This is a genomic window from Pelomonas nitida (assembly GCF_043555975.1).
Taxonomy (GTDB): Bacteria; Pseudomonadota; Gammaproteobacteria; order Burkholderiales; family Burkholderiaceae_C; genus Pelomonas; species Pelomonas nitida.
The window spans coordinates 448,700-461,225 of the sequence record NZ_JBIGIA010000001.1 but is presented as its reverse complement, the minus strand read 5'-3'; the positions used below and the strand labels follow the sequence as shown (position 1 = coordinate 461,225).

Below are 12,526 nucleotides of genomic sequence, written 5' to 3'. Positions count from 1 at the left end.
TTCTGTTTATTGGGGCTCCTCGCCTTGGGGCCCGTTGAAAGGTCTACACCATCGCTACGTTTGCCGACCGTCGTGCGATTCCGGAGCGCAAGCACCGGTTGAACCGCGAAATCATGGCGCCCGAAGTCCGTCTGAACGGCCCCGAGAACGAACCCATCGGGATCGTCAGCATCCAGGAGGCCCTGCGCATGGCGGGCGATCTGGATGTGGACCTGGTCGAAATCTCTGCCACTGCCAACCCGCCGGTCTGCCGGCTGATGGACTACGGCAAGTTCAAGTACCAGGAGCAGAAGCGCGCTGCCGAAGCTAAGGCCAAGCAGAAGATCATCGAGATCAAGGAAGTCAAGTTCCGCCCGGGCACGGACGAAGGCGACTACCAGATCAAGATGCGCAATCTGCGCCGCTTCATCGCCGAAGACGGCGACAAGGGCAAGGTCACGCTGCGCTACCGCGGCCGCGAGATCACACACCAGGACATCGGCATGCGCCTGCTGGAGCGCATCCGCGACGAACTGGCCGACGTGGCGGTGGTCGAGAACATGCCGAAGCTCGAAGGTCGGCAGATGATCATGGTCCTGGCGCCGAAAAAGCGCTGAGACCAAAACAGGTTCAACCCATCGGTTTGGTCGCCGGTGGGTTCACAAGTCTCCTGAGGCCAACAAGCGTGACGGACTCTCCGCCACCGCCCCAGGGACACACTTAAAAGGAGCATTCACATGCCCAAGATGAAGACCAAGAGCAGCGCGAAGAAGCGTTTTCGCGTTCGTCCGGGTGGCACCGTCAAGCGCGGTCAGGCGTTCAAGCGCCACATCCTGACCAAGAAGACCACGAAGAACAAGCGTCAGCTGCGCGGCGCTGTGAACGTGCACGAAACCAACATGGGCCACATGGCTCAAATGTTGCCTTTCGCCGGCCTGTAATCCACCAAGACTAGAAGGAGAAACATATGCCTCGCGTCAAACGTGGTGTTACCGCTCGCGCCCGTCACAAGAAGGTCCTGGCCCTGGCCAAGGGCTTCCGCGGTCGTCGTAAGAACGTTTTCCGCATCGCCAAACAGGCGGTGATGAAGGCGGGCCAATACGCCTACCGTGACCGCCGCACCAAGAAGCGCGTGTTCCGTCAGCTGTGGATCGCCCGTATCAACGCCGCCTCGCGTGGCCTGGGTCTGTCCTACAGCAAGTTCGTGGCGGGTCTGAAGAAGGCCCAGATCGAGATCGACCGCAAGGTCCTCGCCGATCTGGCCGTGAACGACCCGGCTGGTTTCGCCAGCATCTTCGCCAAGGTGAAGGCCGCGCTCGCCTGATTGCGACCCATCCCGGCTCGCGTCGGGATACGCAACCTTTCGGGGCCGGTCACCGCGTGACCGGCCCTTTTTGTCTTCGACGCAGGGGCACAGCCCTTGTCATCCCGAATTCCGAATGTCTGATCTCGACGCACTGCTGGAGTCTGCCAAAGCCGACTTCGCCGCCGCTCCCACGCCCGCCGAGCTGGAAAACGCCAAGGCCCGGTTCCTCGGCAAATCCGGTCGCGTGACTGAACTGATGAAAGGCCTCTCGGCCCTCAGCATCGAGGAAAAGAAGACCCGCGGCGCCGAGATCAACCAGACCAAGGTGGCCATCGAGGCCGCCCTGACCGCCCGCCGCGACGCACTGGCAGCCGCCGAGCTCGAAAAGCAACTGAAGGCCGAAGCGCTGGACGTGACGCTGCCCGGCCGCAGCCGCGGCACCGGCGGCCTGCACCCGATCACGCGTGCGATGGAGCGCATCGAAGCCATCTTCGCCTCCATGGGCTTCGACGTGGCCGACGGCCCCGAGATCGAGACCGACTGGTACAGCTTCTCGGCGCTGAACAACCCCGAGAACCACCCTGCCCGCTCCATGCAGGACACGTTCTACGTCGACATGAAGGACGAGAACGGGTCGTGGCTGAACCTGCGTCCGCACACCAGCCCGATGCAGATCCGCTATGCGCAGGCCCATGCCAAGCGCTATGCCGGTGAGTCAACGATGCCCGAGATTCGCGTCATCGCGCCGGGCCGCACCTATCGCGTCGACAGCGACGCGACCCACTCGCCGATGTTCCACCAGGTTGAAGGCCTGTGGGTGGGCGAGAACATCTCGTTCAAGGACCTGAAGGCGGTCTACCTGAACTTCATCACCGCCTTCTTCGAGACGGACCAGCTGCAGCTGCGCTTTCGCCCCAGCTACTTCCCGTTCACCGAACCCAGCGCCGAGATCGACATCATGTTCGAGAGCGGCCCGCTGAAGGGCCGCTGGCTGGAAGTGTCCGGTTCCGGTCAGGTGCACCCGCAGGTCATCCGCAACATGGGCCTGGACCCCGAGCGCTACATCGGCTTCGCGTTCGGCTCCGGCATCGATCGCCTGGCCATGCTGCGCTACGGCGTCAACGACCTGCGCGCCTTCTTCGACGGCGACCTCCGCTTCCTGGCTCAGTTCCGCTGAGCCTCGCCAGCTTCAGGCAGTTCAAGTAATAAGAACGTTATGCAATTCCCCGAGTCCTGGCTGCGCGAATTCTGCAATCCGCCGCTCAACACGAAGCAGCTCGCCGAGCTGCTGACCATGTCCGGCATGGAAGTCGAAGAGCTGCGCCCCGTCGCGCCGCCCTTCCACGGCATCGTCGTCGCCGAAATCCTCGAAGCCGAGCAGCACCCCAATGCGGACAAGCTGCGGGTCTGCAAAGTCAACGCCGGCGGCGCGGAGCCGCTGCAGATCGTCTGCGGCGCGCCCAACGCCCGCGTGGGCATCAAGGTGCCGCTGGCCACCGTGGGCGCCGAGCTGCCGCCAGGTGCTGATGGCAAGCCCTTCAAGATCGGCGTGGGCAAGCTGCGCGGCGTCGAGAGCTTCGGCATGCTGTGCTCGGCTCGTGAGCTGAAATTGAGCGAAGACCACGGCGGCCTGCTGGAGCTGGCGCCTGACGCCGTCGTCGGCACAGACATCCGCAAACACCTCGCGCTGGACGACACGCTATTCACGCTCAAGCTCACGCCCAACCTGGGCCATTGCCTGAGCGTCTACAGCGTCGCGCGAGAAGTCGCCGCGCTGACCGGCGCGCCGCTGCTCAAGCCCGAGTTCCCGGCCGTCAAGCCGACGCTCGACGACAAGCTCCCCGTGCGCGTGGAAGCCACCGACCTGTGCGGCCGTTTCTCGGGCCGCGTCGTCAAGGGCATCAACACCGCCGCCAAGACGCCCGCCTGGATGGTTCAACGCCTGGAGCGCTGCGGCCAGCGCTCGGTCACGGCCCTGGTCGACATCTCGAACTACGTGATGTTCGAGTACGGCCGTCCGTCGCACATCTTCGACCTGGACAAGATCAGCGGCGAGCTGGTGGTGCGCTGGGGCAAGGCGGGCGAACAGCTCAAGCTGCTGAACGGCAACACCATCACGGTCGACGAGAAGGTTGGCGTCATCGCCGATGCACGCGAGGTCGAATCCCTGGCCGGCATCATGGGCGGCGACCACACCGCCGTGTCCGACGACACGACGAACGTCTACGTCGAAGCTGCGTTCTGGTGGCCCGAGGCCGTCATGGGCCGCGGCCGCCGCTACAACTTCAGTACCGACGCCGGCCACCGCTTCGAGCGCGGCGTCGACCCGTCCAAGACGGTCGAGCACATCGAGCGCATCACGCAGCTCATCATCGACATCTGCGGCACCGCTGAGACCCAGGTCGGCCCGATCGACGACCAGTCGCCCAACGTGCCGGTCGCCACGCCGGTGACGCTGCGCGTTGCACGCGCGGCCAAGGTCATCGGCATGCCGCTCACACAGGCGCAATGCGAAGGCGTGTTCACGCGCCTGGGCCTGCCGTTCACATCCGCTGACGGCACCATCACGGTGACCCCGCCGAGCTGGCGCTTCGACATCCAGATCGAGGAAGACCTCATCGAAGAAGTCATCCGCGTGCTGGGCTACCCGACGCTGCCGTCCACCGCGCCGCTGGCGCCCATCGTCGGCCGCACAGGGTCGGAATCGCGCCAGGCCAAGCACGCGCTGCGCCGCGCGGTTACTGCGCGTGACTACTTCGAGACCATCAACTTCAGCTTCGTCGAGGAACGCTGGGAGCGCGAGCTGGCCGGTGTCGCCGACCCGATCAAGCTGCTGAACCCGATCGCCGCGCCGCTGTCGGTGATGCGCACCAGCCTGATCGGCAGCCTCGTGCAGGTACTGCGCCACAACCAGGCCCGCCGCGCGACACGCGTGCGCGTGTTCGAGCTGGGTCGCGTGTTCAAGCGTGACGCAACCGTCACCAACGGCCCGCTATCCGTCGCCGGCATCGAGCAGCCGCTGCGCCTGGGCGGCCTGGCCTGGGGCCCGGCCGATCAGCAGCAGTGGAGCCAGAAGGACCGGGCCGTCGACTTCTTCGACGTGAAGGGCGACCTGGAAGCCCTGTTCGCACCGCAGACGCTGAGCTTCGAAGCCGCTGAACACCCGGCCCTGCACCCGGGTCGCAGCGCGCGCGTGGCCCTGAACGGCGCCGTCATCGGCGTCGTCGGCGAACTGCATCCGCGCTGGCGCCAGGCCTATGAGATCACCGGCGGCGCGCCCGTAGTGTTCGAACTGGATCTGGACGCCGCGCTGACCCGCACGCTGCCGCACGGCCGGCCGTTGCCGCGCCAACAGGCCGTGCAGCGGGATCTGTCCCTGGTCGTCAAAGACAACGTCAGCCACGACGCGCTGATGACCACCATCAAAGCCGCTGGCGGCTCACTGCTGCGCTCGGCCCGCCTGTTCGATGTCTTCAAGCCCGCAGCAGGTGCAACGACCGACCTGCAGGCCGACGAGCGCAGCCTGGCCGTGCGGCTGGAGTTGCTCGACGACGACACCACGCTGACCGATGAGCGCATCGACGCTGCCGTAGCCGCCATCGTGACAGCCGCTACCCAACAGCTGGCGGCACGCCTGCGCGGTTGACCGGAGAAACCATGGACGACCACGACATCAAGAAGGACCCGGCTGCCGTCGTCATCGGCAGCCTGGAAACGCCCACGCTGACCAAGGCGGAACTGGCCGAGCTGCTGTTCGACAAGCTGGGCCTGAACAAGCGGGAGTCCAAGGACATGGTCGAGGCCTTCTTCGACATCCTGCACGACAGCCTCGTCAAGGGTCAGGACGTGAAGCTCTCCGGCTTTGGCAACTTCAACATCCGACGCAAGGCTCCACGCCCCGGGCGCAACCCACGCACCGGCGAATCCATCCCCATCAAGGCTCGCAACGTCGTGACCTTCCACGCCAGCCACAAGCTCAAGGGGTTGGTGCAGGGCGATGCATCCGGCGGAGAAGACTTCGAGTAGAGTGCTTCCTCCCCTCGCGAACCTGTTGATTTGCAATGGAAAAGGCGCTTCCCGCCATCCCCGCCAAACGCTACTTCACCATCGGTGAAGTGAGCGAGCTGTGCGGTGTGAAGCCCTACGTGCTGCGCTACTGGGAGCAGGAGTTCTCCCAGCTCAAGCCGATGAAGCGGCGCGGCAACCGGCGCTATTACCAGCACCACGAAGTGCTGCTGATTCGCCGCATCCGCGATCTGCTTTACGACCAGGGCTTCACCATCAGTGGCGCCCGCAACCAGCTCAACGAAGGGCTGCCTCCCGCTTCAGCGCAGAACTTCCGCGACGAAGCCGAGGCCGCCCAGGCGCTGGACGAAGGTCCTGACGAGGATGAAGACAACGAACTGCCGGCAGATCTGGCCCACCTGCCCGCCGCCCGTGCCGCTGTGGCCCAGGCTCAGCCCCTGAAGGCCACCGAAGCCTCCATGACGCTGCCCGTGCGTTCACTCGACCCACTGACGTCGCTGGAACAGGTCCGGGCCGAACTTCTTTCAATTCGCGCCTCGCTTTTGAGTTGAGTCGAAAAATTTGGGCTATACTGCGAGGCTCAGTCGGGGCGTAGCGCAGCCTGGTAGCGCACTTGCATGGGGTGCAAGGGGTCGCGAGTTCGAATCCCGCCGTCCCGACCATTTTTATTAAAGTAGATCAGGGACTTAGAAGCGAAAGCCTCTAAGTCCTTTTTCCTTTTCCGGCCCGCTGAATGCTCAATGGGTAAACCAATGGGTAAACCGGCGACTGGCTGGCCCCTCCCCTCGACGAAAATCTGAGCGGCATCCCCATCGCGCCGCGACTCGCGTGAGCTCTCCAGGTGCAGCGGCGGCACCACCAGCGCCGCGGTTGCGGCGCTGGCTGATCCAGTTGCTCAGCGTGCCCGTCGGGATATCCAGCTTGGCCGCGGCTTCCTGATGACTCAGCCCCTGGTCGGTCACCAGCTTCACTGCTTCGACCTTGAACTCCGGCGTGTATGTCGTCGTTTTCCTCATCGCTTCCTCTTCGGTCAATCCGCCCTCAAGCGGGCGTCCGGGAAAGTCAGGCCACCTCAGACCATGACTGTCCGGAATTGACAGTACACCTCAGTTCGAATAAAACTGGCTCGCCGGTCAACGCCGGCAAGTCAACGCGTAGTCCAGCTATGGGATACGGAATTCAGGGGCAAGGTCACCAGCGGCCTGCCCTCTGGACTGGCGGCCTGCAGAGTTGCTTCATCAGCAATTCAAAGAATCGGCATGAAAAACTTTTTAGTTGGCGTTACCCTTATCGCCACAGGTTCAGCAGCATTTGCATCGGACGGCTGGTTGGGCTTGCGCAGCTCCATCGAGGCAAGCGGCAGCATCTTCGACAGGAAGATCGAGAAAGTTTTGATCGAATCAACCACGTCCGGCAGTCCGGCCGAACGGGCTGGCCTCAAACAAGGCGACACGATCCTGGCAATCTACGGCCGCGAGGTGCGCGGCGCCAAGGCCAGTGAGCTTGCCCAGCAACTACAGCTGCAAGCAGGCCAGCAAGTGACGCTTACGGTGCGCCGCGGGAGTGATGACAATGAAGCACGCCAAATAGTCATCACGGCCGTCGAGAAGAAGTGAGCAATGTTTCAAAACCTTCTTCGCAACCTCGCATAGGTACGGGTAGCACGCTAGCACACTAGCCGACAACTTCAGCCTGAAGAGCGAGTCGCGCTGGCGAGCCTGCAACAGCAGGGATACAGCCTCAGAGACATTGCCAAGACGTTGAACCGCAGCGCCAGCACGCTCAGCCGCGAGGTGGAGCGCAACACGAGCCCGGAATCGGGGCAGTTCCGCAACACTACAGCACACCGCACGCATGGCAACGCAGCCCACCGCAGCGGACTGAGCCGCGATCATTCGCCCTGCGCAAGGCCGTCACGTGCCTTTCTGGATCACTGGGCTGGGCCTCAGACGGCCGCCGTCACAACGATCTCGATCTTCCACTCCGGCCGAGCCAGCGCGGCCTGCACGGTGGCGCGCGGCGGCGTGTGGCCGGCCGCGACCCACTTCTCCCACACGCCGTTCATCGCGGCGAAGTCCGCCAGGTCGACGAGGAAGATCTGGGCGCGCAGGATGCGCGACTTGTCGGAGCCCGCACGGGCCAGCAGCTTGTCGATGGCGGCCAGCACCTGGGCCGTCTGGCCCTCGATGCCCTGGCTGCCGTCCTCGGCCACCTGGCCGGCGAGGTAGGCCACGCCGTTGTAGACGGCCATCTCGGACATGCGGGGGCCGACGTCGTAGCGGTCGATGGGGTTGCTCATGGAGTCACTTCTTTCGTGCGGGATGGTGATGCGAATGCCCGGCTGGCTTTGGGCCCGTGCCGTGCGGATGCTTCTTGCTGGTGCCGGGCGCCGGCGCGGCACCCGCCGCCTTCTGGCCCAGCTTGCTTTCGGTGCCGGCCATCAGCTTCTGGATGTTGGCCTGATGGCGCCACACGAGCAGCAAGCCCATGATGATGAGGGCCAGCGCCGTCGCTCCGGCTTCCCAAATGAGCAACTGATACATCGGCGCGAGCGCGGCCGCGACGATGGCGGCCAGCGACGAATAGCGGCTGACCCAGGCCACCGCGCCCCAGGTGGCCAGCGTCGCCACACCCAGCAGCGGGTTCAGGCCAAAGATGACACCGGCGGCCGTGGCCACGCCCTTGCCGCCTTCGAACTTGAAGAACACCGGCCACAGGTGGCCGAGGAAGGCACCCAGCCCCACCAGGGCGGCCGCGCCCTCGCCCAGGCCGTAGCGAGCGCCCCAGAGGTTGACGGCCAGCACCGGCAGATAGCCCTTGAGTGCGTCGAACACCAGCGTCAGCACGGCCGCGACCTTGTTGCCCGAGCGCAGCACATTCGTGGCGCCGGGGTTGCCGGAACCATAGGAGCGCGGGTCGGACAGGCCCATGGCGCGACTGACGATGACGGCGAAGGAGAGCGAGCCGATCAGGTAGCCGATGACGGCGGCGAGCAGGGGGAGAAGCGTTTCCATGGGGCGTGATTGTCAGCCAGCTCGCGCGTCGCGCCGGCCGGGCGTCGCGCACTCACCGATTGGTGCGCCATCGCCGCTCAACTACCGCTCAAACACCGCTCAACTGCCGAAGTAGGGCCCGTCGCCACGAGCTTGCTCGAAGGCGGTTTGCGGGGTTTCCACGATGACGCGTTCGCCCAGCGCGCCCTGCAGGGAGGCGATCACGGCGGCCTCCGAGGGCGCAGACCATTGCGGCCGGACTTCCTGCCAGTGGCCGTCAGCCCCGACAAAGCGGTAGGTCCGGTGGCCGGCCGGGCCGTAGACGACGAGGTGGACCAGCGGCAGCAAGGGCACGGTGACATCCTGGCCGGTGTGCCGGATCGTCAGTACACCGTCGGCCAGCCGCACCAGCGGGCGCCCACGGGCGCCATGGCGGCGCCACGCCAGCAGCGTTCGCAGCGCGAACCCGAGCGCCAGGCCCGCGGCCACACTCAAACTCATCCACGCCCCACCCCGGCCCAGCACCAGCAGCACGCTCGCCACCATGGCCGCGCCCAACAGCGCGAGCGACAGCCCAGGCGGCGGCAGCGGTTGATAGACGCCGTCCGCCTCCTGCCTCAAAACCGGCAACCAGGCACTGCGCGCAGCGGCCAGCATGCGGCACACCACAGCCTTCAGTTGGCGCATGTCACCGGCCGCGCTCCCAGCAGCTCGGTCAGCACCTGGGGCGCGATGCCGACGAGATAGCCGCGCCGCCCGCCGTTGATGCAGATCTTCTCCAGCGCCAGGATGCTCGCCTCGACGAACACAGGCATCGCCTTGCGCACGCCGAACGGCGACGTGCCGCCGACCTGGTAGCCGCTGTGCCGCTGCGCCACCTCCGGCTTGCAGGGCTCGACCTTCTTGCACGGGATCTGTCGCGCCAGCTCCTTCAGGCTGACCGTGCGGTCGCCGTGCATCAGCACGATCAGCGGCTCGGCCTTTTCGTCCTGCATGACCAACGTCTTCACGACGGCATGCTCGTCCACGCCCAGCTGCCGGGACGACTCGGCGGTGCCGCCATGGTCCACATAGTCGTAGACATGTTCGGTGAACTCGATGCCCGCGCGCCTGAGCGCCTGCGTGGCCGGGGTCTCGCTGACATGACTGCTCTTTTTGCTCATGGGCGCATTTTGGATGCGTGCGGACGGCTCATGCCGCTGCCACGCCCTCACCGGCAGAGATTCTGTTCTGCGGCAATGAATTATTGTTTTACAGTAAGTTTTTCAGCCACACCGAGATCCCCATGCCCGACTCCGTTCCCTCCGACAGCCTGCGGCGCATTCGCCGCCTGGCGTGGGTCGTGCGGTCGCTGTGCCTGCTGGGGGTCGTCGTCATCGGGGCGCTGCCCTTCATGTTCTGGGCGCAGCCCGAATGGGTCGCGGAAGTGGCGGGCCAGACCTGGAACCTCGACACCGTTCAGCTCGACGTCGGGCCACGCCTGTGGGGCCTGGCGGCCATGATGCTGCCCACGAGCGCCAGTCTGTTCGCGCTGTGGCATATGTGGTCGCTGTTCGGCTGCTTCGCGCAGGGCGAGCTGCTGACCCGGCGGCCGGCGCGGCATCTGCGCCACCTGGGCCTGGGCCTGTGCACGCTGGCGGCCGCGCAGCCGCTGAGCCACACGCTGGCCATCCTGGCGCTGACCTGGGGCAACCCGCCGGGGCAGCGCCGGCTGTGGTTCGGCCTGTCCTCCGACCACTACCTCGCGCTGCTGTTCGGCCTGCTGCTGCTGGCGCTGGCGCAGGTGCTGCACGAAGCCGCCCGCGTCGCCGACGAGAACGCCGAGTTCGTATGAGCCCCTCGCCGAAGGATAAGGTTGGCCGGTCCCGCGAGGGGGCGGCGATGCCCGCGGCATCGAGCCGCGAGCACATCGCCATGACGGGCCGGCTCGTGAGCGGCCCGGCGCTCGGCCCGAAAGCCCGCCGCCTGCCGGCGTTGCGGTACCGCTGACATGCCCATCGTCGTCACGCTCGACGTCATGCTCGCGCGGCGCAAGATGCGCTCGCGCGAACTGGCCGAGCGCGTGGGCATCACCGAGGCCAACCTGTCCTTGCTGAAGAGCGGCAAGGTGCGCGGCGTGCGCTTCGACACGCTCTCGCGCATCTGCGACGTACTGCAGTGCCAGCCCGGCGACCTGCTCACCTGGGAGCCCGGCCCCGAGCCGGAGGACGGACGGCATGCGACTTGAGCGCCGCCATGCACTGTGGCTGCTGATCGTGGCGGCTCATGGCTCGCTGCTGCTCATCGCGCCGCGGCAACACCCGTCCGACCACAGCCCAGCCGCAACCAGCACCGTGCGGCTGATCCTGCCGCCGCCACCGCAGGCGAAGCCAACGCGCCGGCCGGCCGACGCCGCGACGACGCCGACTCCGCGGAGCAATCGCCAACAGCGCCAACAGCGCCGGGACGACCCGTCTGCGCCACCGATCGACACAGCACCCCCGACCACCGACGCGCCCGTCGCCGAAGCACCTCCCACTTCCGAGACCCCACGCATCAGCCTGCTACAGACCGACGCGACACGGCGCGCCATCCGCGAGGCCGGCCGCCAGCCGCTGCTGTCCGAGCGGGCCGCCTCGGCCTCCCAGGACTCCGGCCGCGAAACCGCCCACGCGCGCCTGGGCCGCGAGATCCAGCAAGCCGGCACGACCGACTGCCTCAAGGGCGAGTTCCTCGGTGGTGGCGGTGGCCTGCTGAGCCTGCCGTTCTGGCTGATGGCCGAAGCGCGCGGCAAATGCAAACACTGACCCCAAAGCCCGATGCGACACCTCTTCCTCATCCTCCTGCTGCAGTCCGCCACCCTGTCTGCCCTGGCGCAGACCGAAGTGCTGCCGCCCGTGCGCACCGAGCTCAAGCGCGACGGTAGCGCCCTGCCCTATGCGCGCATCAACACGCTGCTCAGCAAGATGAAGCGTTATGGCGAGGGCGTCTACCGCATGGACTTCAAGGTGGACACCAAGAAGACCCAGCTCGCGCTGGCCGACATCCGCCTGGCCGTGGCCAGCGACGACGCCGACTACCCGATCCCCATCGGCGCCGAAGGCGGCTTCGATCTGCCCATCCTGCCGGAGGCCGAGGCCAAGACGGCCGACCTCGCCACCAACGTGCCCAAGGGCAAGCTGGCCGTGCGCGGCAGCATCGAGCTCAACATGAAGCCCGAGGAACTGACGCTGGCCAAGGTGCGCCAGGCCCTGCGCGTGGCCCACACGCTGCGCGAGGAGCTGCTGCCCTTTTATCTGCGCTGGCTGTTCCCGCGCGTCGAGGCGGTGCGCATCTGCTCGGCCACGCCGACCTGGGAGCTGGAGTGGCGCGAGAACGGCCAGTTGATGGGCCTGACCCTGCCGCGTGCTGTTGGCGAGCGCGACCCCGAGACCAAGAAAGGTGAAGCCGGTCGCCCCTGCACGCTGCTGAACGGCCAGGAGAACTGGCCCGAGGCGGCCCGGCTCGTGCCGCCGGCCGACACCAAGCTCAGCATCAAGTTCTGACCCCATGCAGCACCGCTGGCTCGCGCGCGTCCTGGTGGCGGCGCTGCATCTGGCGCTGCTGGCGGTGTTGTTGCAGCAGCAGGCACCGCGCGCGCCCGACACCGGCGAGCGACGTTCGGTGTCGATGCGCATCATCCTGCCCACACCGCCACGCCCGCAGCCATTGCCGCGCAGCCCCGCGCCCGAAAGATCAGCACCACGCCCGCCAGCAGCGCCAGCGCCGCAGCCGGCGGCCACACCCGACACCCCGGCCACCACCACACCGCTGCCCACATCGCCCGCGCCCCCTGCGGCGCCGGCCGCCCCGCCGCCCCCCGCCCCCGGCGCCGAGCCGCCACGTACGGCGCTGCGCCTGACGCTGCCGCCGGGCTATGCCGCGTCATCGGCCGCCGCACGCAACCCGGCCTTGAGCGACCCGCGCAGCAACACGCCCAAGCCAACGCTGGAAGACAAGATCGCCGACGCCACCGGCGGCGCCGGTGCCTGGGTGGAGGAGCGCGTGGACAACCATTCGCAGTCCATCGGCGCCCAGGGCGAATACCGCACCGTCATGCGCCGCGGCAACACCTGCGTGGAGATCTTCCGCTCGCGCATTTCCGACAACAACGCGTTCAACAGCAGCGTCGCACCGAGCACCATCTCGATGGTGGGCAAGCCCTATCCCTGCAAGTGAGCGGCCTCCAGCTGACATAGACTGC

The 12,526-nt window shown here is 66.5% G+C and carries 18 protein-coding genes, 1 tRNA gene and 1 pseudogene; 15 read left to right on the top strand and 5 right to left on the bottom strand.

Features of this window, described 5'->3' with window-relative positions; all coding sequences use genetic code 11:
- Window positions 1-50: 50 nt before the first annotated feature.
- The 8 genes from infC (at window position 51) to ACG00X_RS02010 (ending at window position 5,973) form a co-directional block, all read left to right on the top strand.
- Complete coding sequence (infC, locus tag ACG00X_RS02045; protein WP_268166444.1) at window positions 51-596, top strand: translation initiation factor IF-3; 546 nt, start codon at window positions 51-53, stop codon at window positions 594-596.
- Between the two features lie 120 nt (window positions 597-716).
- Entirely contained in the window at window positions 717-920 is a 204-nt protein-coding gene (gene rpmI / locus ACG00X_RS02040; RefSeq protein WP_028601240.1) for a 50S ribosomal protein L35, read from the top strand.
- Between the two features lie 26 nt (window positions 921-946).
- Entirely contained in the window at window positions 947-1,303 is a 357-nt protein-coding gene (gene rplT, locus ACG00X_RS02035; RefSeq protein ID WP_025564000.1) for a 50S ribosomal protein L20, read from the top strand.
- A 115-nt stretch (window positions 1,304-1,418) separates the two neighbouring features.
- A complete protein-coding gene (pheS, locus tag ACG00X_RS02030) occupies window positions 1,419-2,462 on the top strand; it encodes a phenylalanine--tRNA ligase subunit alpha (RefSeq protein ID WP_394486257.1) in 1,044 nt (347 codons plus the stop codon).
- Window positions 2,463-2,501: 39 nt separating this feature from the next.
- Window positions 2,502-4,931, top strand: a complete 2,430-nt coding sequence (pheT, locus tag ACG00X_RS02025) for a phenylalanine--tRNA ligase subunit beta (RefSeq protein WP_394486256.1) — start codon at window positions 2,502-2,504, stop codon at window positions 4,929-4,931.
- An 11-nt stretch (window positions 4,932-4,942) separates the two neighbouring features.
- Window positions 4,943-5,311, top strand: a complete 369-nt coding sequence (locus ACG00X_RS02020; RefSeq protein ID WP_394486255.1) for an integration host factor subunit alpha — start codon at window positions 4,943-4,945, stop codon at window positions 5,309-5,311.
- A 35-nt stretch (window positions 5,312-5,346) separates the two neighbouring features.
- Complete coding sequence (locus ACG00X_RS02015; RefSeq protein ID WP_394486254.1) at window positions 5,347-5,862, top strand: MerR family transcriptional regulator; 516 nt, start codon at window positions 5,347-5,349, stop codon at window positions 5,860-5,862.
- A gap of 34 nt (window positions 5,863-5,896) precedes the next feature.
- A tRNA-Pro gene (locus ACG00X_RS02010) sits at window positions 5,897-5,973 on the top strand.
- 75 nt (window positions 5,974-6,048) lie between these two features.
- Here ACG00X_RS02010 and ACG00X_RS02005 read toward each other — a convergent pair.
- Complete coding sequence (locus ACG00X_RS02005; protein ID WP_394486253.1) at window positions 6,049-6,345, bottom strand: transposase; 297 nt, start codon at window positions 6,343-6,345, stop codon at window positions 6,049-6,051.
- A gap of 225 nt (window positions 6,346-6,570) precedes the next feature.
- Here ACG00X_RS02005 and ACG00X_RS02000 point away from each other — a divergent pair, with 225 nt between their 5' ends.
- Window positions 6,571-6,927 carry a PDZ domain-containing protein gene (locus tag ACG00X_RS02000; RefSeq protein ID WP_394486252.1) on the top strand — a complete coding sequence of 119 codons (357 nt, stop codon included), beginning with the start codon at window positions 6,571-6,573 and terminating at the stop codon, window positions 6,925-6,927.
- Window positions 6,928-7,002: 75 nt separating this feature from the next.
- Window positions 7,003-7,104 (top strand): annotated as a pseudogene (locus ACG00X_RS01995) (helix-turn-helix domain-containing protein); the annotation flags it as partial.
- Window positions 7,105-7,256: 152 nt separating this feature from the next.
- On the opposite strand, the gene ACG00X_RS01990 reads toward ACG00X_RS01995, so the two are convergent.
- The 4 genes from ACG00X_RS01990 to ybaK all read right to left on the bottom strand — a co-directional run bounded on the left by ACG00X_RS01990 (window position 7,257) and on the right by ybaK (window position 9,467).
- Window positions 7,257-7,610, bottom strand: a complete 354-nt coding sequence (locus ACG00X_RS01990) for a RidA family protein (RefSeq protein WP_394486251.1) — start codon at window positions 7,608-7,610, stop codon at window positions 7,257-7,259.
- 4 nt (window positions 7,611-7,614) lie between these two features.
- Window positions 7,615-8,325 (bottom strand): glycerol-3-phosphate 1-O-acyltransferase PlsY, encoded by a 711-nt coding sequence (gene plsY, locus ACG00X_RS01985; RefSeq protein ID WP_394486250.1) that lies wholly within the window; start codon window positions 8,323-8,325, stop codon window positions 7,615-7,617.
- Window positions 8,326-8,424: 99 nt separating this feature from the next.
- Window positions 8,425-8,991 carry a hypothetical protein gene (locus tag ACG00X_RS01980; RefSeq protein WP_394486249.1) on the bottom strand — a complete coding sequence of 189 codons (567 nt, stop codon included), beginning with the start codon at window positions 8,989-8,991 and terminating at the stop codon, window positions 8,425-8,427.
- Window positions 8,979-9,467 carry a Cys-tRNA(Pro) deacylase gene (gene ybaK, locus ACG00X_RS01975; RefSeq protein WP_394486248.1) on the bottom strand — a complete coding sequence of 163 codons (489 nt, stop codon included), beginning with the start codon at window positions 9,465-9,467 and terminating at the stop codon, window positions 8,979-8,981. The genes ACG00X_RS01980 and ybaK overlap by 13 nt, the downstream gene beginning before the upstream one ends.
- A 122-nt stretch (window positions 9,468-9,589) precedes the next feature.
- Between ybaK and ACG00X_RS01970 the strand changes: the two genes are divergently transcribed.
- The 5 genes from ACG00X_RS01970 to ACG00X_RS01950 all read left to right on the top strand — a co-directional run bounded on the left by ACG00X_RS01970 (window position 9,590) and on the right by ACG00X_RS01950 (window position 12,501).
- Complete coding sequence (locus ACG00X_RS01970) at window positions 9,590-10,138, top strand: DUF2975 domain-containing protein (protein ID WP_394486247.1); 549 nt, start codon at window positions 9,590-9,592, stop codon at window positions 10,136-10,138.
- A gap of 156 nt (window positions 10,139-10,294) precedes the next feature.
- Window positions 10,295-10,531: a helix-turn-helix domain-containing protein gene (locus tag ACG00X_RS01965; protein WP_394486246.1), complete on the top strand. Its 237-nt coding sequence runs from the start codon at window positions 10,295-10,297 to the stop codon at window positions 10,529-10,531.
- Window positions 10,521-11,090 carry a hypothetical protein gene (locus ACG00X_RS01960; RefSeq protein WP_394486245.1) on the top strand — a complete coding sequence of 190 codons (570 nt, stop codon included), beginning with the start codon at window positions 10,521-10,523 and terminating at the stop codon, window positions 11,088-11,090. Before ACG00X_RS01965 ends, ACG00X_RS01960 begins: the two co-directional genes overlap by 11 nt.
- Window positions 11,091-11,102: 12 nt before the next feature.
- Window positions 11,103-11,828, top strand: coding sequence for a hypothetical protein (locus ACG00X_RS01955; protein WP_394486244.1), 726 nt, complete (start codon window positions 11,103-11,105; stop codon window positions 11,826-11,828).
- A gap of 4 nt (window positions 11,829-11,832) precedes the next feature.
- A complete protein-coding gene (locus ACG00X_RS01950) occupies window positions 11,833-12,501 on the top strand; it encodes a hypothetical protein (RefSeq protein ID WP_394486243.1) in 669 nt (222 codons plus the stop codon).
- Window positions 12,502-12,526 lie beyond the last annotated feature (25 nt).